15 protein-coding genes are annotated in these 19744 nt (G+C 63.7%); 6 read left to right on the forward strand and 9 right to left on the reverse strand.

Going from position 1 to position 19744, the window contains the following annotated elements; genetic code table 11:
• The first annotated feature begins 37 nt into the window (after window positions 1-37).
• On the forward strand, window positions 38-1549 hold the full coding sequence (locus A4C63_RS17775; RefSeq protein ID WP_063913840.1) for a PLP-dependent aminotransferase family protein: 1512 nt from the start codon (window positions 38-40) through the stop codon (window positions 1547-1549).
• A 38-nt stretch (window positions 1550-1587) separates the two neighbouring features.
• On the opposite strand, the gene A4C63_RS17780 is transcribed toward A4C63_RS17775, so the two are convergent.
• The 3 genes from A4C63_RS17780 to A4C63_RS17790 form a co-directional block, all read right to left on the reverse strand.
• Window positions 1588-2475 carry a dihydrodipicolinate synthase family protein gene (locus tag A4C63_RS17780; RefSeq protein ID WP_063913841.1) on the reverse strand — a complete coding sequence of 296 codons (888 nt, stop codon included), beginning with the start codon at window positions 2473-2475 and terminating at the stop codon, window positions 1588-1590.
• Window positions 2476-2519: 44 nt separating this feature from the next.
• A complete protein-coding gene (locus A4C63_RS17785) occupies window positions 2520-3302 on the reverse strand; it encodes an aldolase (protein ID WP_063913842.1) in 783 nt (260 codons plus the stop codon).
• A 226-nt stretch (window positions 3303-3528) separates the two neighbouring features.
• Window positions 3529-4389, reverse strand: coding sequence for a CAP domain-containing protein (locus A4C63_RS17790; protein ID WP_063913843.1), 861 nt, complete (start codon window positions 4387-4389; stop codon window positions 3529-3531).
• A gap of 172 nt (window positions 4390-4561) precedes the next feature.
• Between A4C63_RS17790 and A4C63_RS17795 the strand changes: the two genes are divergently transcribed.
• Window positions 4562-4858: a DUF3144 domain-containing protein gene (locus tag A4C63_RS17795; RefSeq protein ID WP_063913844.1), complete on the forward strand. Its 297-nt coding sequence runs from the start codon at window positions 4562-4564 to the stop codon at window positions 4856-4858.
• A gap of 192 nt (window positions 4859-5050) precedes the next feature.
• Here the strand turns inward: A4C63_RS17795 and soxR are convergent, their stop codons facing one another.
• The 4 genes from soxR to lysA form a co-directional block, all read right to left on the reverse strand.
• Window positions 5051-5506, reverse strand: coding sequence for a redox-sensitive transcriptional activator SoxR (gene soxR / locus A4C63_RS17800; RefSeq protein WP_063913845.1), 456 nt, complete (start codon window positions 5504-5506; stop codon window positions 5051-5053).
• A 156-nt stretch (window positions 5507-5662) separates the two neighbouring features.
• Entirely contained in the window at window positions 5663-6400 is a 738-nt protein-coding gene (locus A4C63_RS17805; protein WP_063913846.1) for a GntR family transcriptional regulator, read from the reverse strand.
• Window positions 6401-6459: 59 nt separating this feature from the next.
• Window positions 6460-6903, reverse strand: a complete 444-nt coding sequence (locus tag A4C63_RS17810) for an acetyltransferase (RefSeq protein ID WP_063913847.1) — start codon at window positions 6901-6903, stop codon at window positions 6460-6462.
• A gap of 287 nt (window positions 6904-7190) precedes the next feature.
• A complete protein-coding gene (gene lysA / locus A4C63_RS17815) occupies window positions 7191-8423 on the reverse strand; it encodes a diaminopimelate decarboxylase (RefSeq protein WP_063913848.1) in 1233 nt (410 codons plus the stop codon).
• Window positions 8424-8546: 123 nt separating this feature from the next.
• Here lysA and A4C63_RS17820 point away from each other — a divergent pair, with 123 nt between their 5' ends.
• Window positions 8547-9452, forward strand: coding sequence for a LysR family transcriptional regulator (locus A4C63_RS17820; RefSeq protein ID WP_015269490.1), 906 nt, complete (start codon window positions 8547-8549; stop codon window positions 9450-9452).
• A 159-nt stretch (window positions 9453-9611) separates the two neighbouring features.
• Here A4C63_RS17820 and A4C63_RS17825 read toward each other — a convergent pair whose 3' ends face one another.
• Window positions 9612-9965 carry a hypothetical protein gene (locus A4C63_RS17825; RefSeq protein ID WP_013971664.1) on the reverse strand — a complete coding sequence of 118 codons (354 nt, stop codon included), beginning with the start codon at window positions 9963-9965 and terminating at the stop codon, window positions 9612-9614.
• 274 nt (window positions 9966-10239) lie between these two features.
• Here A4C63_RS17825 and A4C63_RS17830 point away from each other — a divergent pair, with 274 nt between their 5' ends.
• Window positions 10240-15105 (forward strand): NAD-glutamate dehydrogenase, encoded by a 4866-nt coding sequence (locus tag A4C63_RS17830; protein WP_063913849.1) that lies wholly within the window; start codon window positions 10240-10242, stop codon window positions 15103-15105.
• 149 nt (window positions 15106-15254) lie between these two features.
• Here A4C63_RS17830 and A4C63_RS17835 read toward each other — a convergent pair whose 3' ends face one another.
• Window positions 15255-16073: a pyruvate, water dikinase regulatory protein gene (locus A4C63_RS17835; protein ID WP_063913850.1), complete on the reverse strand. Its 819-nt coding sequence runs from the start codon at window positions 16071-16073 to the stop codon at window positions 15255-15257.
• Between the two features lie 177 nt (window positions 16074-16250).
• Here A4C63_RS17835 and ppsA point away from each other — a divergent pair, with 177 nt between their 5' ends.
• Window positions 16251-18626, forward strand: coding sequence for a phosphoenolpyruvate synthase (ppsA, locus tag A4C63_RS17840; RefSeq protein WP_063913851.1), 2376 nt, complete (start codon window positions 16251-16253; stop codon window positions 18624-18626).
• 102 nt (window positions 18627-18728) lie between these two features.
• A complete protein-coding gene (locus A4C63_RS17845; RefSeq protein ID WP_256202953.1) occupies window positions 18729-19721 on the forward strand; it encodes an alpha/beta fold hydrolase in 993 nt (330 codons plus the stop codon).
• Window positions 19722-19744 lie beyond the last annotated feature (23 nt).

Raw genomic sequence — 19744 nt, forward strand, 5'->3', positions numbered from 1 at the left:
GTATTGCCCAGCCACTTTTCAAGACATGGCCATACCAATGTTCAAGCATGCACAGCTGGAGTCGGTGAAAGCCTGGATCGGCGACCCGGCGCGCGGGTCGCTGCCCTTGCACGTTCGTATCCAGCGGGCGATACGTCAGCTGATTCTCGAAGGGGCGTTGCCCGTGGGTAAGGCCTTGCCTGCCTCCCGTGCGCTGGCGACCTCGCTGGCTGTGTCGCGGGACACGGTCGAGGCCGCTTATGGCCAGTTGCACGCTGAAGGCTTCATCGAGCGCCGGGTGGGTAGTGGTAGCTTCGTCTCACCCCGTGCGCAGCACCTGCCGGCGCGCGCCCGGGGCCGAAGGGTGAAAGCCCCGGTCGAGCCGCCAGCGCTCAGCCGCCGTGGCCAGGCGCTGTGCCAGGAGGGCGGGGTGCATGACTTCTTCGTCCCTCGCCCGTTTGCGCCGGGGGTGGCAGAAACACGCAACTTCCCGTTGCAGGTCTGGGAAAAGCTGCAGCGGCAGGTGTTCAGGGACCATGGCACCCAGGCACTGCAGCACAGTACCGCGCAAGGCACCGGCCCACTGCGGCGGGCTATTGCCGATTACGTCAATCTCGAACGGGGCGCACAGGCCACGGCCGATCGTGTGCTGATCCTCACCAGTTCGCAGCAGGCGTTCAGCCTGTGTGCCCACGTACTGGCCGATGCCGGCGACCAGGTGGTTATCGAAGACCCGGCGTACCATGGCGCCAGGAAGGCGCTGGTTGCTGCTGGCCTGCATTGCATTGCCGTGGCCGTGGACCCCGACGGCATGCAGGTCGAGCAGATCCCACGGTTGGCCCCCCATGCCAGGGCTGTTTTCCTGACCCCGTCGCACCAGTTTCCTACTGGCGTGACCCTGTCCCTGGACCGGCGTCTGGCGGTGATCGAGTGGGCGCGGCAGCAACGCGCCTGGATCATCGAGGATGATTACGACAGTGAGTTCCACTATGCGGGCAAACCTACCGCGTGCGTGCAAGGCCTGGATGCCCACGACCGGACGGTTTACATCGGCACGTTCACCAAGTCCCTGTTCGCCGGCTTGCGCATTGCCTACATGGTCTTGCCACCGCAACTGGTCGGGCCGATGACCGCAGCGCGGACGTTGCAGGACGGGCATACGGCTTCGCTGGCACAACTGACCCTTGCCAGGTTCATCGAGGGTGGGCACTTCGGCGCCCACGTGCGCTTGATGCGGGCGATCTATGCCGAGCGCCGAGATGCTCTGGCGGCACTGGTGCAGGTGCAGCTGTCCGACTTTCTTGTCGCACGCGTGCCGGCGGGCGGCATGCAGATGCCCTGTGTTTTCACCAGGCCGATGGCTGAAGAGCAGGTGGTGAAGGCGGCGCAGGCAGCAGGCATAGACCTGTTGGGGCTCAGCGGCCTGTATGCGTCGTCGATGGGGGAAGCGGGAGTGTTGATGGGGTTTGCGGCGCATACCCCGGGCGAGCTGGCGTTGGCCGTGGCGAAACTGGCGAAGGTATTGCGCCAGGTCGAGGCCAGCCAAGGGGACGCAAAGCTGTTGCGGTGAGGCCCGGCAGCAGGACGCCGCCGGGGCAGTTGTCGCGGTCAGTTGGCCAGTTCTACCAGCAGGCTCTTCAGATAGTCGCTGCCTTGTGCATCCAGCGGCTGCAGGGGCAGGCGTGGCGCGCCGACATCCTGGCCGAGCATGTTCAAACCGGCCTTGATGGTGGTGGGCAGGCCACGGCGGGTGATGTACTCCAGCAGTTCGTACTGGCGGTAGAACAGCGCGCGGGCTTCAGCCAGGTCGCCTTGCTGCACCGCGTCCCAAAGCGCCAGGTTCAGGGCCGGGATCAGGTTGGGCGCGGCAGTGCACCAGCCGGTGGCGCCGGCCACCAGGGCTTCCAGGGTGAGCGGGTTGCAACCGTTGTAGAAGGCCACCTGGCCATCGGTGGCCTTGAACAGGCGGTGCATGCGCTGGATGTCACCAGTGCTTTCCTTGACCATGGTCACATTGGGCACTTCGCCGAGGATGCGCAGGATCAGCTCCACCGACAGATCGGTGCCGCTGGTGCCGGGGTTGTTGTAGAGCATGACCGGAATGTCGATGGCCGCACCCACCGCCTTGTAGTGGGCGACCACTTCGGCTTCGGTGAGCTTCCAGTATGAGATGGGCAGCACCATCACCGCCGCGGCGCCACATGCCTGTGCCAGGCGGGCGCGTTGCACGGTGCGTGCGGTGGTCAGGTCGGAGACGCTGACCACGCTGGGCACGCGGCCGGCAATGCGTGTCTGGCTGAAGCGCACCACCGTTTCCCATTCGCTGTCGGACAGGTAGGCGCCTTCGCCGGTGCTGCCCAGCGGTGCGATGGCGTGTACGCCGTTGGCGATCAGGCGGTCGATGGACGTGCCCAGGGCATCCAGGTCGAGCGTGCCGTCTGCCGTGAAGGGAGTGATGGTGTAGCCGATAACGCCGCGAATTACAGATGTAGACATAACCAGGCACCTCTGCCGTTGTTGGGGAAAGAGTACAGCTTCAATCAGCCCAGGCAGTCGCCATGGGCACGCAAGGCACGGCGCGCGTAATAGCTGAAGGCGGCGCCATGACGTTTGGGGGTGGAGATCCAGTCGTGGGCTTCCTTGCCCAGGGCATCCGGGATGGGGCGGATGTCACCGGCGCCCATGGCCAGCAGCTGCATCTTTGCTGCGCGCTCGAACAGCAGGGCGAGTACGCAGGCTTCCTCGATCGAGCGGCCGGCGATCAGCAGGCCGTGGTGGGAAAGCAAGATCGCGCGCTTGTCACCGATCGCCCTGGAAATGATTTCACCTTCTTCGTTGCCTACCGGCACGCCGGGCCATTCCTTGAGGAACGCGCAGTCGTCGAACAGCGGGCACAGGTCCATGTGCGAGATGGCCAGTGGCACTTCCAGCATCGACAGGGCGGCGCTGTGCAGCGGGTGGGTGTGGATGATGCAGTTGACGTCGGGGCGTGCCCGGTACAGCCAGCTGTGGAAGCGGTTGGCCGGGTTGGCCATGCCGCGGCCTTGCAGCACGGTGAGGTCTTCGTCGACCACCAGCAGGTTGGAGGCGGCGATTTCGTCGAAGCCCAGGCCAAGTTGTTGCGTGTAGTAGGTGCCGGGTTCCTGTGCGCGTGCGGTGATCTGCCCGGCCAGGCCAGAGTCGTGGCCGCCGTCGAACAGGATGCGGCAGGTGAGGGCGAGTTTCTGTCGTGGGGTGTAGGTGTTGTCGGCCAGTGCCGTCAGCATTTGCAGCTGGGCGTGTTTGACCAGTTGGTCCTTGGGGGTCTGCATGGTGGTCGTCATGGGCGGTACCTGCATGGGGAGTGGCGATGGATTGCTGATCGGCGAGGAGAGCCATCAGGACACATTTTGGATAATAATGACACAAAGTGTCATATGCAAGCAATGTGTCATCACCCGCGCCAGTCATCTGGACTGCGCGGTGGGGCAGGTACGGCGGGGGTTGTCAGAGGTGGTGCAGGCAAAGATCGGCAGGCCAGCCCTGCTTAGAGGGCTGGCGCGTGCCCTTTCAGGGGGCGCCGAACAGCATCGTCCAGTACACACCGTTATCGCTACGCGAGTTCTCGGCAAAGGCTGCACCCACTTGGGTAAACATCGGGTTCATCAGATTGGCGCAATGCCCGGGGCTGGCCAGCCAGCCTGCCATCGCCTTGCTCGGCGAGCCTTGGCCTGCGGCAATGTTCTCGCCGACCTGCCGCCCACGGTAGCCGGCATCCCATGCCCGGTCTGCGGGCAAGTCACCGTCGAGGTCGCGGTGCGCGAAGAAATTGTCGTTGGCCATCGCCCGACTGTGTCGCTGCGCTGCCGTTCCCAAGGCGGTGCTCCAGGTCAGCGGACGTGCAGCGGCGAAGCGCTGGCGACCACACAGGCGCGGCTTCGCCCGTGCTGCGTTGACCTGTGCCAGTAACGCTTTGCCTGCGGATCGCCCATCACCGAGCTGAGCATCGAGCAAGGGCCGCGCCAGCAGCACCCGCCACTCGTTGCGTGAGCGACTGACGCCGATATCGGCATATTGGCTATCGAGCAGGGCGGCGCAGTAGTCGCTGCGGAGCATGTCGAAGGCTTCTTCGGCATCTTGCGCGCCGACCAGGCGGATGGCCCGCACCTTCACCGCCTGATAACCGGCAGCCTTCAACCCTTCCCGCAAACCACCGCCGTAGCCGACCGGCAACGCCAGTTTCGGCTTCAAGGCCAGCGGCGTCGAGCCTCGAATCATGCGCCGCTCGCAGCGCTGTGGCTGGGCGCGATAGTCGTTGATGGCTGCCACCAGCTGCCGTTCCCCGCTGGCATGGGCGGGGCTGACGAACAGGGGGAACAACGGCATGAGGCAGAGCGAGACAAAGGGGGAGCGGCGGACTGCTTGGCGCATGGGGCGAATGGCTCTGGTGGATGTCGGCGGCAAGGCCAGTTGAGGGCTCGGCTAAGACTGTGCGGCTGAATACAGGTTCACGAGTAAGGGGTACAATTTTTTGCGGTTAAATCCGCTCCCGCTGGGACCGCGCAATGTGCTCAATTTGAATGCTGCAACAAGGTAAACCGCAATGACACAAGCTACCGATCAGGCTTTTTATGACCGCGCGGATGCGCATATCGAACTGGCCAACCAGCAGATCGAGAAAATCGAAGACCTGGGCAAGGTCAGTGCCTCGCTGACCTTCGGCGCGTCGCGCTTCAACGCCTGGATGAGCGCCCGCAGTTTCAAGACCAGTGCCGAACTGGCTGCCGCGCGGGAGGAGCTGTTGAAGTATTTCTGCGAGCAGTACCGGATGATGCTCGAGGACAACCTGGACGAGCATATCGAGCATTTTGACCGGTATGTGCTGGGCAAAAGCGACTGAACCATGAGGGCGCGATCTCATGGAACTGCACAAGGCTCATATGAATTGGCAGGGCCCCTGTGGGAGCGGCTTTAGCCGCGAACACCGGCGCAGCCGGTGCCATGCAACGCGTTGGATTCTTCGCGGCTAAAGCCGCTCCCACAGGGTACGCGGACCGCTTGCAAATTCAGTCCTCTTCGCGCCAGCGCAGCCTTATCGGGCCTTCTTTTCCAGAATCCGCGCCCCGGTACCTTCCTTGCCCAGCACATCCTCGGGGTTGCGCAGCGGGCATTCCTCCAGCGACAGGCAGCCGCAACCAATGCAGTTGTCCAGGCTGTCGCGCAACGCTTCCAGGGTGCGAATACGGGCGTTCAGGTCTTCGCGCCAGGCGGTCGACATCTCGCCCCATTGCGCTGCCGTGAGTTTGCTGTTGGGCGCGTAGCGGCTGAAGGCCTGCCTGATCTCCTCAAGCGGAATACCCGTGCGTTGCGCCACCTTGATAATGGCCAGCGTACGCAACACCAGCGAAGGATAACGGCGCTGGTTACCCGCCGTGCGGACGCTGGCGATCAGCCCCTTGGTCTCGTAGAAGTGCAGCGCAGACACCGCCACGCCGCTGCGTTTGGCCACTTCACCTACCGTTAGCATCCGTGTATTGTCCGCTGTCATGCCTATTGACCTCAAGTTAAGTTGAGCTCTTATAGGCCTGCCCGATCTTCTCCGCAACCGCTTTCCCCCAGAGCACGCCCGGCGCTCCCACCGCGACCGCATTGACCTCAGCCATGCGCGAACGCTTTGGGAGCTGGCTTGCCGGCGATGGGCCAATCAGGACAGCGACCGATCGCGGCGTATCTGGGTAACCAGGGTAAAGCGGTCATCCGGGTGCACCGTCTCGGAAACCGCCATCAGGTCGCCGTTTTCCTCACGGTAATGGCGAATGATCTTCAGCCCCGGCGAGCCTGCCTCGGCCTTTAGCACCCGGGCTATTTCCGCGGTCAGCAACACTGCCCGCACCTGCTGGTCGACCACTGCGATCGCCCGGCCATAGTGCTGCTCGATCAGCCCTGCAATCAGCTGGTCGGGGTGCTCGCGGGCCAAATCTATGACCCCGGCATAGTCGCGCTGCGCGTACACATCGGTCCAGCACAGCGGCGCCGCGTTGTGGACACGGTCGACGCGGACGCTCGACACGCAGAAGTAATGCTCGCCCGGTACCAGCCCCAGCCGCGCCGCCTCGCTCAAGTCGGCGACGAAGTGGCGCACGTCCTGGATTTCCCGTTGCTGGGTTTTCGCCAGGTGCGCCAGGTCCGCCACGCTGGCCAGTGACTGCGAGTAGCCACCGCGCGGGCTGCTGGCCTCGACCCGGGTGCCCACGCGCTTGCGCCGCGATACCAGCCCTTGGTTGAGCAACTGGTTGATCGCCGCGCGCACCGTGTGTCGGCTGACATCGTACAGGTCGCACAGCTCGAACTCGGTCGGCAGCAGGCTGCCCACCGGGTAGCGGCCGCTGGCGATGCCCTCCATCAAGTCCTTTGCCACGGTGGTATAGCGTGTCGGGTTCATGCCGTTGGTCTGTCTCGCGAATTTGTAACAGCGCCAGGGGCGCAAAGCGGCACCGGAAATCAGGCCTGGGCGGGCAAGCTCATATGCAACAACGGGAACGGCCGGCCTTCGCCGTCCAGCGCTGAGCGGCCGGTCTGGATGAAACCGTAGTGCCGATAGAACCCCACTGCCTGCGGGTTTTGCTCGTTGACATCGACGCTCATCGTGCTGCGCGACTGGCGGCCGAAATCCAGCAGCGCGCGGCCTATGCCCTGGCCGTGGCGTTCGGGGTCGACGAAGAGCATCTCCACGTGGTTTTCATTGAAGCCGATGAAGCCCAGCGGGCGGTCATCGGTGTCTACCGCAACCCAGAGTTCGACAGCCGGGAGGTAGACGTCGCGCAATTGCGGCAGCAGCGCCTCGATGTCGGACGCTTGCAGAAAGTGATGGGTGGCGCGCACGGCGCGCAGCCAGATGTCGAGCAGCTGCGGGTGGTCTGCAGCGATGCTTTGGCGAATGATCATGGAGTCATGCCTGGGCGGTGTATGGCCGGGGAGGGCGGGATTAAGAAAAAAGGGTAACCGGATTGTATGGGGTGGGGCAATGGACGGTGGGTAGCGCATCAGTTGATGTGTTGCCCGGGCTGGCCCTTTCGCGGGTAGACCCGCTCCCATAGGTATGGCGCCGGGCTTGAGGGCACTGCCGTACTTGTGGGAGCGGGTTTACCCGCGAACACGGGCGAAGCCCGTGCCATGTTCCGCGTTGGATTCTTCGCGGGCACGCCCGCTCCCACAGCTTGCGAAAACGGTGTTTAGAAGCCGGCCTCCAGGCTCAGCAGGTCCTGCACCGTCTGCCGCCGGCGGATCATCCGCAGCGCACCTTCCTCGATCAGGAACTCCGGCAGCAACGGTCGGCTATTGTAGTTCGACGACATCGATGCGCCATAGGCCCCGGCGTCGTGGATCACCAGCAGGTCACCTACCTGCGCCTGGGGCAGGTCATGCGGGGTCAGCTCCTGGTCATCCTGGGTAAATACATCGCCCGACTCGCACAGCGGCCCGGCCACCACGGTCGGCTGCCGTGGGCGCTCCACCGGCTGGCCGTTGGCGTCGAGCAGGGTCATGCGGTGGTAGGCCCCGTACATTGCCGGGCGCATCAGGTCGTTGAAGCCAGCGTCGATCATGACGAAGGTATTGCGGCCCACCTGCTTCACGGCGCGCACCTCGGCCACCAGGTAGCCCGATTCCGCCACCAGGAAGCGCCCTGGCTCGATCTCCATGCGCACGGGGTGGCCCAGCATCGCTTCGATTTCCTTGCGTGCCACGGCCCAGGTCTGGGCGTAGCGTTGCAGATCGACCGGCTTGTCGCTGCTGCGGTACGGGGTGGAAAGCCCGCCGCCAATGGAGAACGCTTCGATGTCCACGCCCAGGCGGCCGATCAGCTCGATCATCGAGCGGGCCACTTGCTCCAGGTGTTGGTAATCCACCCCGGAGCCGATGTGCATGTGCACGCCCACCAGATGCAGGCCATGGGTTTTCACGCAGGCCAGCGCTTCGCCCAGCTCTTCGTGCCAGATGCCGTGCTTGCTGTTCTCGCCACCGGTGTTGGTTTTGCGGCTATGGCCGTGGCCGAAGCCGGGGTTGATGCGGATCCACACGCGGTGGCCGGGAGAGCGTTCACCCAATTGGCGCAGCATGTCGATGGAGCCGGCATTGACTTCGATCTTCGAGGCCACCACCCGCTCCAGCGTCGGCCGGTCCAGCGCATCGCAGGTCAGCACCACGCCGGCAGGGTCGCCATCAACGCTTGCACCCGCGGCAAAAGCCCGTTCCATTTCGCCCAGCGACACTGCATCCAGCACCAGGCCGTGGGCGCGCATCAGGCGCAGCACATGCAGGTTGGGGTTGGCCTTCTGGGCGAAGCGCACGGTGTCGAACACCTTCAGCTGTTCGACCCGTTCGGCGATGGTGCTGGCGTCGTAGGCCCACAGCGGTGAGCCGTGCTGGCGGACAGCTTCGGCCAGAAGAGTGAAGGGTGCAGTCATGGTGGTGCTACTCATATAAGGAAGGCCACGAGGATGAGCCAAAGCATGAATTCAGAAAAATAGCTATTTTTCTGTCGGCCATTCATATCTGATATGACCATTGCCGACTTCCCAGGTATTGCCGTGAAACTGTCCGTCCGCCATATTGAAGTGTTCCGCGCCATCATGGCCGCTGGCAGTGTCACTGGTGCGGCGCGCCTGCTGTTCACCTCGCAGCCCACTGTCAGCCGCGAACTGGCGCGGCTGGAGCAGGTAACCGGGCTGAACCTGTTCGAGCGCGAGGGTGGGCGCCTGGTGGCGACCGCCCAGGCGTTGCTGTTGATCGAGGAGGTTGAGCGGGCCTACGTAGGGCTGGAGCGCATTGACCGCTTTGCCCAGGCCATCCGCAATTTCGAACAGGGTCGGCTGGCCATCACCTGCCTGCCGCTGTTTTCCCAGACCTTGCTACCCAAGGCTTGCCAGCGCTTTCACCAGCAGCACCGGGGCGTGAGCGTGAGTATCCTGGCGCAGGAGTCGCCTTTGCTGGAGGAATCACTGGTGGCCCAGCAGCATGACCTGGGCCTGACCGAGGTCGAGCAGATACCGCGTGGCGCCTACGGCGAATTGCTGTTCAGCGCCAACATGGTGTGTGTGCTGCCCGACGGGCACCCGTTGCAGGCCAGGGCCGAACTGGAGTTGAGCGATTTTCACGAGGTCGACTTCATCAACCTGGCCAGCCTGGACACCTACCGGCAGCGCCTGGACCAGCACTTTCGTGCAGCGGGGGTGAACCGCCGCACGGTCATCGAGACCACCAGTGCTGCCTCGGTATGCGCCATGGTCCGGCAAGGCCTGGGGGTGGCGATCATCAACCCGTTGAGTGGGCTGGAGGCGGCGCAGGGCGGGTTGCCGATCCGCAGGTTGCGGGTGTCGGTGCCATACCAGGTGATGTTGATCAGGCCGGACCACCGGCCGGCGTCGGCGGCGGTGGAGCCGTTTTGCCAGGCGTTGCGGGTGCAAGCCCGGGAGATGCAGCAAGCGCTGGCATGATCGTTGTGAGGGAACTGCCTTGCACAAAACCTGAAAGCTGGCGCGGTCACTGTGGGAGCGGGCAAGCCCGCGAAACAGGCGACGCGATGGATGGCACCGGCTGTGCCGGTGTTCGCGGGCATGCCCGCTCCCACAGGGGCAGCGCCGGTATTCAGTTCGTCACAGCTCGCAGACGAAGGTACCAGTCCCGGCCAGGATGTTCTCCAGGGTTTCCTTCACTTCATCCATGTCACTCAACTCGCTGGTCAGGTTGATTTCCAGCACCTCATCGCCCTTCAGTGCATCGCGGTCGCCGGCCGCGACTTCAATCAGCAGGCGCTTGGCGCTCAGGGTCACTTTCAGCCCGTCCAGCGTCGACGGCTCGTCATCCAGGGTCAGGTCGACGGTATCTTCGTCCGGGTAGCGGGTCAGCAGGAACATCTGACCCTTGTCGCTGTGGCAGCACAGGGTCGCCATGTTGTCTTCCTCGTCATCGCAAGGGGTGGCGAACAGCAGGGCAGTATTGATTTGCATGGACAAGGCTCGGATCAAAGGAAACGGAAGGGAATTCTGACAGTCTTGCCGGCAGGCATAAACGTAAAGTTACCGCCCCTTGACCGAAATTGTCGCAGCGCTGCAAGCCTTGATGACCGATCAGTCGTTAAGCTTCGGCGAGCCCTGGGCGTGCCTGTGCACGTTCAACGCCTGGTTTTACCGTCCGCCTTGCCACGGGTTGGCTATCGTTGATCCGTACACGGCGCACGCAGCGACGCTTCAACTATTACAAAGCCCAAGCGGAGTACCACAGATGGCGTTCTTCACCGCAGCCAGCAAAGCCGACTTCCAGCACCAACTGCAAGCGGCCCTGGCGCAGCACATCAGCGAACAGTCCCTGCCACAAGTCGCGCTGTTCGCCGAGCAGTTCTTCGGCATCATCTCTCTGGACGAACTCACCCAACGCAGGCTTTCCGACCTGGCCGGCTGCACCCTGTCAGCCTGGCGCATCATCGAGCGTTTCGACCCCGAATACCCGCAAGTGCGGGTGTACAACCCCGATTACGAACGCAATGGCTGGCAATCGACCCACACCGTGGTCGAAGTGCTGCATCACGACCTGCCGTTCCTGGTCGACTCGGTGCGTACCGAGCTCAACCGCCGCGGCTATAGCATCCACACCCTGCAGACCACCGTGCTCAGCGTACGCCGCGGCGCCAAGGGCGAGCTGCTGGAACTGCTGCCCAAGGGCACCCAGGGCGAAGGCGTACGCCATGAGTCGCTGATGTACCTGGAGATCGACCGTTGCGCCAACGCCGCCGAGCTGACGGTGCTGGCCCGCGAGATCGAGCAGGTGCTGGCCGAGGTGCGGGTGGTGGTTGCCGACTTCGATCCGATGAAGGCCAAGCTGCGTGAAGTGCTGGCGGAAGTGGAACAGACCGCCTTTGGCCCGGCGCAACACGAGAAGGGCGAGGTCAAGGCGTTCCTCGAGTGGCTGCTGGACAACCACTTCACCTTCCTGGGCTATGAAGAATTCACCGTCAAGGGCGACGCCCAAGGCGGCCAGATGGTCTACGACGAGCAGTCGTTCCTCGGCCTGCCGCGGCGCCTGCGCGTGGGCCTGACCAGCGACGAGCTGCGCATCGAAGACTACGCCGTGGCCTACCTCAACGAGCCGCTGCTGCTGTCGTTCGCCAAGGCCGCGCTGCCAAGCCGCGTACACCGCCCGGCCTACCCGGACTATGTGTCGATCCGCCAGCTGGATGCCGACGGCAAGGTGATCAAGGAGCACCGCTTCATGGGCCTGTACACCTCGTCGGTGTACGGCGAAAGCGTGCATGCCATCCCTTATATCCGTGAGAAGGTCACCGAAGTCGAGCGCCGCTCGGGCTTCGATCCCAAGGCCCACCTGGGCAAGGAACTGGCCCAGGTATTGGAAGTGCTGCCGCGCGACGATCTGTTCCAGACCCCGGTCGACGAGCTGTTCAGCACTGTCATGTCGATCGTGCAGATCCAGGAGCGCAACAAGATCCGCGTGTTCCTGCGCAAGGACCCGTACGGCCGCTTCTGCTACTGCCTGGCCTATGTCCCGCGGGAAATCTACTCCACCGAAGTGCGGCAGAAGATCCAGCAGGTACTGATGGAGCGCCTGAAGGCCAGCGACTGCGAGTTCTGGACCTTCTTCTCCGAATCGGTGCTGGCCCGTGTGCAGCTGATTCTGCGGGTAGACCCGAAAAACCGCATCGACATCGACCCGCAGCAACTGGAACGCGAAGTGATCCAGGCCTGCCGCTCGTGGAATGACGACTACTCGGCGCTGGTGATCGAGAACTTCGGCGAAGCCCAGGGCACCAACATCCTCGCCGACTTCCCCAAAGGTTTCCCGGCCGGCTACCGCGAGCGCTTCGCCGCGCACTCGGCGGTGGTCGACTTGCAACACGTGCTGAACCTCTCGGAAAGCAAACCGCTGGCGATGAGCTTCTACCAGCCGCTGACCCAGGCCGGCGAGCGCATCCTGCACTGCAAGCTGTACCACGCCGACACGCCGCTGGCGCTGTCCGACGTGCTGCCGATCCTGGAAAACCTTGGCCTGCGCGTGCTCGGCGAGTTCCCGTACCGCCTGCGCCATGCCAGTGGCCGCGGCTACTGGATCCACGACTTCGCCTTCACCTACAGCGAAGGCCTGAGCCTGGATATCCAGCAGCTCAATGACATCCTGCAGGACGCCTTCATCCACATCGTCCGTGGCGATGCCGAGAACGACGCCTTCAACCGCCTGGTGCTGACCGCCGGCCTGCCATGGCGCGACGTGGCGCTGCTGCGTGCCTACGCCCGGTACCTGAAGCAGATCCGCCTGGGCTTCGACCTGGGCTACATCGCCAGCACCCTGAACAACCACACTGACATCGCCCGCGAGCTGACCCGGTTGTTCAAGACCCGCTTCTACCTGGCGCGCAAGCTCACCCAGGACGACCTGGATGACAAGCAACTGCGTCTGGAACAGGCCATCCTGACCGCGCTGGATGACGTGCAGGTGCTGAACGAAGACCGCATCCTGCGCCGCTACCTGGACCTGATCAAGGCCACCCTGCGCACCAACTTCTACCAGCCGGACGCCAACGGCCATAACAAGTCGTACTTCAGCTTCAAGTTCAACCCCAAGCTGATCCCCGAACTGCCTAAACCAGTGCCCAAGTTCGAGATCTTCGTCTACTCGCCACGGGTCGAGGGCGTGCACCTGCGCTTTGGCAACGTCGCCCGTGGTGGCCTGCGCTGGTCCGACCGTGAGGAAGACTTCCGTACCGAGGTGCTGGGCCTGGTAAAAGCCCAGCAGGTGAAGAACTCGGTAATCGTGCCGGTCGGCGCCAAGGGCGGCTTCCTGCCGCGCCGCCTGCCGCTGGGCGGCAGCCGTGACGAGATCGCCGCCGAAGGCGTGGCGTGCTATCGCATCTTCATTTCCGGCCTGCTGGATATCACCGACAACCTCAAGGACGGTGGCGTGGTGCCGCCGGCCAACGTGGTGCGGCATGACGATGACGACCCGTACCTGGTGGTGGCGGCTGACAAAGGCACCGCGACGTTCTCCGACATCGCCAACGGCATCGCCATCGACTACGGCTTCTGGCTGGGCGACGCCTTCGCCTCGGGTGGCTCGGCCGGTTACGACCACAAGAAGATGGGCATTACCGCGCGCGGCGCCTGGGTGGGCGTGCAGCGCCACTTCCGCGAGCGCGGCATCAACGTGCAGGAAGACCCGATCACCGTCATTGGCGTCGGCGACATGGCCGGCGACGTGTTCGGCAACGGCCTGCTGATGTCCGACAAGCTGCAACTGGTGGCCGCGTTCAACCACCTGCACATCTTCATCGACCCGAACCCGGAGCCTGCCTCCAGCTTTGCCGAGCGCAAGCGCCTGTTCGACCTGCCGCGTTCGGCCTGGAGCGACTACGACACCAGCATCATGTCTGAAGGCGGCGGTATCTTCCCGCGCAGTGCCAAGAGCATCGCCATCAGCCCGCAGATGAAAGAGCGCTTCGCCATTGATGCCGATCGCCTGACCCCGACCGAGCTGCTCAACGCGCTGCTCAAGGCACCGGTAGACCTGCTGTGGAACGGTGGCATCGGTACCTACGTCAAGGCCAGCACCGAGAGCCACGCCGATGTTGGCGACAAGGCCAACGACGCGCTGCGGGTAAATGGCAATGAGCTGCGCTGCAAGGTGGTGGGCGAGGGCGGCAACCTGGGCATGACCCAGCTCGGCCGGGTCGAGTTCGGCCTGCACGGCGGCGCCACCAACACCGACTTCATCGACAACGCCGGTGGCGTGGACTGCTCCGACCACGAGGTCAACATCAAGATCCTGCTCAACGAAGTGGTGCAGGGTGGCGACATGACCGAGAAGCAGCGCAACCAGCTGCTGGGCAGCATGACCGACGAAGTGGCCGGCCTGGTGCTGGGCAACAACTACAAGCAGACCCAGGCACTGTCGCTGGCTGCCCGCCGCGCCCGCGAGCGGATTGCCGAGTACAAGCGCCTGATGGCCGACCTGGAAGCCCGTGGCAAGCTGGACCGCGCCATCGAGTTCCTGCCATCCGAAGAGCAGCTGGCCGAACGCCTGGCCGCCGGCCAGGGCCTGACCCGCGCCGAGCTGTCGGTGCTGATCTCGTACAGCAAGATCGACCTCAAGGAACAGCTGCTCAAGTCGCTGGTGCCGGACGACGACTACCTGACCCGCGACATGGAAACCGCCTTCCCGCCGTCGCTGGTCAGCAAGTTCGCCGAGTCCATGCGCCGCCACCGCCTGAAGCGCGAAATCGTCAGCACCCAGATCGCCAACGACCTGGTCAACAACATGGGCATCACCTTCGTCCAGCGCCTGAAGGAGTCGACCGGCATGAGCCCGGCCAACGTGGCCGGGGCCTATGTGATCGTGCGCGACATCTTCCACCTGCCGCACTGGTTCCGCCAGATCGAGGCACTGGACTACCAGGTACCGGCGGAAATCCAGCTGACCCTGATGGACGAGCTGATGCGCCTGGGTCGTCGTGCCACCCGCTGGTTCCTGCGCAGCCGCCGCAACGAGCAGGACGCCGGGCGCGACACCGCGCACTTCGGACCGAAGATCGCGCAACTGGGGCTCAAGCTCGACGAGTTGCTCGAAGGCCCGACCCGCGAGCGCTGGATGGTGCGCTACCAGGGCTTCGTCGAGGCCGGTGTGCCGGAGTTGCTGGCGCGCATGGTGGCTGGCACTACCCACCTGTACACCCTGTTGCCGATCATCGAGGCTTCGGATGTTACCGGCCATGACCCGGCGCAGGTGGCCAAGGCGTTCTTCGCCGTGGGCAGCGCGCTGGACCTGACCTGGTACCTGCAGGAAATCAGCAACCTGCCAGTGGAAAACAACTGGCAGGCGCTGGCCCGCGAAGCGTTCCGCGACGACATCGACCTGCAGCAGCGGGCGATTACCATCTCGGTACTGCAGATGGCCGATGCACCGGAAGACATGGACGCCCGCGTGGCGCTGTGGGCCGAGCAGCACCGGGTGATGGTGGAGCGCTGGCGCGCCATGCTGGATGACTTGCGCAATGCCACCGGCACCGACTATGCGATGTACGCGGTGGCCAACCGCGAGCTGGTCGACCTGGCCATGAGCGGGCAGGCGGCGGTGGTGCCGTCCTAAAAGAAAGCCCCGGCAGTGATGCCGGGGCTTTTTTTATTCCTGTGCCGGCCCTTTCGCGGGCACGCCCGCTCCCACAGGGATATCACAAGGCTTGAGTGTAGTGAGGTCCCTGTGGGGGCGGGCGTGCCCGCGAAGAGGCCGGTACAGGCTTACTTGAACCTGCGCTCCACCCCTTTCTCGACCAGAATCTTCGCCGAAATCTCTTCCACCGAAAAATGCGTGGAATTGATGTTGGGAATGTTCTCCCGGCGGAACAGGCTTTCCACCTCGCGCACTTCGAACTCGCACTGGGCAAAGCTGGAGTAGCGGCTGTTGGGCTTGCGCTCGTGGCGGATGGCGGTGAGGCGGTCGGGGTCGATGGTCAGGCCGAACAGCTTGTTGTGGTGCTTTTTCAGCACCGCCGGCAGCTGCAGGCGCTCCATGTCGTCCTCGGTCAGCGGGTAGTTGGCGGCGCGGATGCCGAATTGCATGGCCATGTACAGGCAGGTGGGGGTCTTGCCGCAGCGCGATACACCGACCAGGATCAGGTCGGCCTTGTCGTAGTAGTGCGTGCGCGCGCCATCGTCGTTGTCCAGGGCAAAATTCACCGCCTCGATGCGTTCCATGTAGTTGGAGTTGCCGCCAATCGAGTGCGACTTGCCGACGGAATATGACGAATGGGCGGTCAATTCCTGTTCAAGCGGGGACAAAAACGAAGAAAAGATGTCGATCATGAAGCCATTCGAAGTAGCCAGGATCTCACGGATGTCCTGATTGACGATGGTGTCGAAGATGATCGGGCGTACGCCATCACGCTCGGCCGCAGCGTTGATTTGCTGGACCATGGTCCGCGCCTTTTCCGGCGAATCGATGTAGGGGCGGGTGAATTTACTGAATGGAATGCTCTCGAATTGAGCGAGCAGACTCTGGCCCAGGGTTTCGGCGGTGATGCCGGTGCCGTCGGAGATGAAGAACGCGGTTCGTTTCATTTGCGATCTGGGCCTTAAGCTGATGACGTTTCTTGGATATGATAAGTTCGGTTTGCCGAATGCGGCTGTCGGCATTCTCACTTATTTTCCAGGTACAGGCCACAAGCGTCCGGCCAAGTCAACGAAGGCAGGCGGGCGCCCTTGAGCTTTTCCAATACAGTCAGTGGAGAGATCACCTTGGTAGAGTACGTAGTTTCCCTCGAAAAGCTCGGCGTCCATGATGTGGAGCATGTGGGGGGCAAGAACGCATCCCTGGGCGAGATGATCAGCAACCTCGCAGGTGCTGGTGTATCGGTGCCGGGCGGCTTTGCCACTACGGCGCAGGCGTACCGCGATTTTCTCGAACAGAGTGGTCTCAACGACCGTATCCATGCCGCACTCGACGCACTCGACGTGGATGATATCAACGCCCTGACCAAGACCGGCGCGCAGATTCGCCAGTGGGTCATGGAAGCCGACTTCCCGGCACGTCTGGATTCGGAAATCCGTACGGCCTTCGCCGAAATGGCTGCCGGCAACGACAACATGGCGGTTGCCGTGCGTTCCTCGGCCACCGCCGAAGACCTGCCGGACGCCTCGTTCGCCGGCCAGCAGGAAACCTTCCTCAACATCCGCGGCGTCGACAACGTGATCCGCGCGGCCAAGGAAGTGTTTGCCTCGCTGTTCAACGACCGTGCCATCGCCTACCGCGTGCACCAGGGCTTCGACCACAAGCTGGTGGCCCTGTCCGCCGGCGTGCAGCGCATGGTCCGTTCCGAAACCGGCACTGCCGGCGTCATGTTCACCCTCGACACCGAGTCGGGCTTCCGCGACGTGGTGTTCATCACCGGCGCCTACGGCCTGGGCGAAACCGTGGTGCAGGGTGCGGTCAACCCTGACGAATTCTACGTGCACAAGAACACCCTGCAGGCCGGCCGCCCGGCCATCCTGCGCCGCAACCTGGGCAGTAAGGCGATCAAGATGGTCTACGGCGAAGAAGCCAAGGCCGGCCGTTCGGTCAAGACCGTCGAAGTGGACCGCGCCGAGCGCGCGCGCTTCTGCCTGACCGATGCCGAGGTCAGCGAGCTGGCCAAGCAGGCCATGATCATCGAGCAGCACTACCAGCGCCCGATGGACATCGAATGGGCCAAGGACGGTGATGACGGCAAGCTGTACATCGTCCAGGCGCGCCCTGAGACGGTGAAGAGCCGCTCCAGCGCCAACGTCATGGAACGCTATCTGCTGAAAGAGAAGGGCACCGTACTGGTCGAAGGCCGTGCCATTGGCCAGCGTATCGGCGCCGGCAAGGTCCGCGTGATCAACGACGTATCGGAAATGGACAAGGTCCAGCCGGGCGACGTACTGGTCTCCGACATGACCGACCCGGACTGGGAACCGGTGATGAAGCGCGCCAGCGCCATCGTCACCAACCGTGGCGGGCGTACCTGCCACGCGGCGATCATCGCCCGTGAGCTGGGCATTCCGGCCGTGGTCGGCTGCGGCAACGCCACCCAGGTGCTGAAAGACGGCCAGGGTGTGACCGTGTCCTGTGCCGAAGGCGACACCGGCTTCATCTTCGAGGGTGAGCTGGGCTTCGACATCAAGCAGAACTCGGTCGACGCCATGCCCGACCTGCCGTTCAAGATCATGATGAACGTCGGCAACCCGGACCGCGCCTTCGATTTCGCCCAGTTGCCCAACGCCGGTGTCGGCCTGGCGCGCCTGGAGTTCATCATCAACCGCATGATCGGTGTACACCCCAAGGCACTGTTGAACTACGCCGGCCTGCCAGCCGACCTGAAAGACAGTGTCGACAAGCGCATCGCCGGCTACAACGACCCGGTTGGCTTCTATGTCGAGAAGCTGGTCGAGGGCATCAGCACCCTGGCAGCGGCCTTCTACCCGAAAAAGGTCATCGTGCGCCTGTCGGACTTCAAGTCCAACGAGTACGCCAACCTGATCGGCGGCAAGCTGTACGAGCCGGAAGAAGAAAACCCGATGCTGGGCTTCCGTGGCGCTTCGCGTTACATCAGCGAATCGTTCCGTGACTGCTTCGAGCTCGAGTGCCGTGCCCTGAAGCGCGTGCGCAACGAGATGGGCCTGACCAACGTCGAGATCATGGTGCCGTTCGTGCGTACCCTGGGCGAAGCCAGCCAGGTCGTCGACCTGCTCGCCGAAAACGGCCTGGCCCGCGGCGACAACGGCCTGCGCGTGATCATGATGTGCGAGCTGCCGTCCAACGCCATCCTCGCCGAAGAGTTCCTGGAATACTTCGACGGCTTCTCGATCGGCTCCAACGACCTGACCCAGCTGACCCTGGGCCTGGACCGTGACTCGGGCATCATCGCCCACCTGTTCGACGAGCGTAACCCAGCGGTGAAGAAGCTGCTGGCCAACGCCATTGCCGCGTGCAACAAGGCTGGCAAGTACATCGGCATCTGCGGCCAGGGCCCGTCGGACCACCCGGACCTGGCCAAGTGGCTGATGGAGCAGGGCATCGACAGCGTGTCGCTGAACCCGGACTCGGTACTTGAAACCTGGTTCTACCTGGCTGAAGGCCAAGGCGCGGTCTGATGCAGTAAAACGCGGGGGTGCGTCTGGCGTACCCCCGCCTGGTTTTTTCCAGGGCGAGCTCCAGCAATGGATCCCGCCCTTTTTTGTGCACCAAGCAACCTTATGCAAAGCAGCAGCACTCTATTCCCCGTGGCCCTGCTCAGTGCCGAACGCCGCGGCGACCTCAGCGAAGACGTGTACCGGATCAAGGCCGGCAACAGCCCTGACCCCAGCGTCGAGCTGGCTGTCACCCGTCTGGGGCTGGCCGATCAGGACCAGGCCCAGGGCGTGCCGGTCGTTCTCCTGCACGGCAGCTTCTCCAACCGCCGCTTCTGGTATTCGCCCAAAGGGGTTGGCCTGGGGGCCTATCTCGCCCGCGCCGGCTTCGATGTGTGGATCCCGGAAATGCGCGGCCATGGCCTGTCGCCGCGCAACCATGACTGGAAGCACAACAGCGTTGCTGCCTATGCCCGCGATGACCTGCCGCTGATTGCGGCTTTCGTGCGCGAGCAGTCGGGGCAGGCGCCGCACTGGGTCGGCCACTCCTTGGGGGGTACGACCTTGGTGGCAGCGCTGGGCGGTGGCTTTCTGGCTGCCGAGCAGGTGGCTAGCGTGGCGCTGTTCGGTACCCAGATCAGCCGCGTGTACTGGCCGTTGAAGGTACCGCCACTGACGTGGGGGGCGAAGCTGCTGCTCAAGCGCTGGGGGCAGATTTCCGGGCCGCGCTTCAAGCGTGGGCCGGAGGACGAGCCGATCGGCCTGGCGCTGGAGAACATGCGCTGGCATGGCCTGTTCGGACGTTTTGGCGACAAGCAGAACGACTGGTGGGCGGGGCTGACCGAGGTGGATGTACCGCTGTTGGCCGTGGCTGGCGCGGGGGATTTTCAGGACCCGGTGTGGGCCTGTCGCAAGTTGTTCGAGCAGTTGGGCGGTGAGCAAAAGCAGTTTCTGCGGCTGGGCCCCGAGGAAGGGTTCGAGGCTTTCGGGCATGTCGACATGCTGGTGAGCAAGGCCGCGCAGGTGCAGGTGTGGCCGCTGGTGGAGCGTTGGCTGCGGGATCCGCTGGTGCCGGTGCATGCGTCCACGGTGATGGCGGAGCCTGTGCCCGCCAGTTGAATTTGCGTCGCCTGTATTGGTCT

Origin of the sequence: Pseudomonas sp. p21 (genome assembly GCF_001642705.1) — a bacterium.
In the GTDB taxonomy this organism is placed as follows: domain Bacteria; phylum Pseudomonadota; class Gammaproteobacteria; order Pseudomonadales; family Pseudomonadaceae; genus Aquipseudomonas.

Bases quoted from the DNA above. Each gene is read 5' to 3' on its own strand.
- A4C63_RS17825 (WP_013971664.1), bottom strand. From the start codon at position 9,965: ATGCAAATCAATACTGCCCTGCTGTTCGCCACCCCTTGCGATGACGAG.
- A4C63_RS17780 (WP_063913841.1), bottom strand. From the start codon at position 2,475: ATGTCTACATCTGTAATTCGCGGCGTTATCGGCTACACCATCACTCCC.
- A4C63_RS17845 (WP_256202953.1), top strand. From the start codon at position 18,729: ATGCAAAGCAGCAGCACTCTATTCCCCGTGGCCCTGCTCAGTGCCGAA.
- A4C63_RS17790 (WP_063913843.1), bottom strand. From the start codon at position 4,389: ATGCGCCAAGCAGTCCGCCGCTCCCCCTTTGTCTCGCTCTGCCTCATG.
- A4C63_RS17805 (WP_063913846.1), bottom strand. From the start codon at position 6,400: ATGAACCCGACACGCTATACCACCGTGGCAAAGGACTTGATGGAGGGC.
- A4C63_RS17795 (WP_063913844.1), top strand. From the start codon at position 4,562: ATGACACAAGCTACCGATCAGGCTTTTTATGACCGCGCGGATGCGCAT.
- A4C63_RS17810 (WP_063913847.1), bottom strand. From the start codon at position 6,903: ATGATCATTCGCCAAAGCATCGCTGCAGACCACCCGCAGCTGCTCGAC.
- A4C63_RS17785 (WP_063913842.1), bottom strand. From the start codon at position 3,302: ATGACGACCACCATGCAGACCCCCAAGGACCAACTGGTCAAACACGCC.
- A4C63_RS17775 (WP_063913840.1), top strand. From the start codon at position 38: ATGTTCAAGCATGCACAGCTGGAGTCGGTGAAAGCCTGGATCGGCGAC.
- soxR (WP_063913845.1), bottom strand. From the start codon at position 5,506: ATGACAGCGGACAATACACGGATGCTAACGGTAGGTGAAGTGGCCAAA.
- A4C63_RS17830 (WP_063913849.1), top strand. From the start codon at position 10,240: ATGGCGTTCTTCACCGCAGCCAGCAAAGCCGACTTCCAGCACCAACTG.
- A4C63_RS17835 (WP_063913850.1), bottom strand. From the start codon at position 16,073: ATGAAACGAACCGCGTTCTTCATCTCCGACGGCACCGGCATCACCGCC.
- lysA (WP_063913848.1), bottom strand. From the start codon at position 8,423: ATGACTGCACCCTTCACTCTTCTGGCCGAAGCTGTCCGCCAGCACGGC.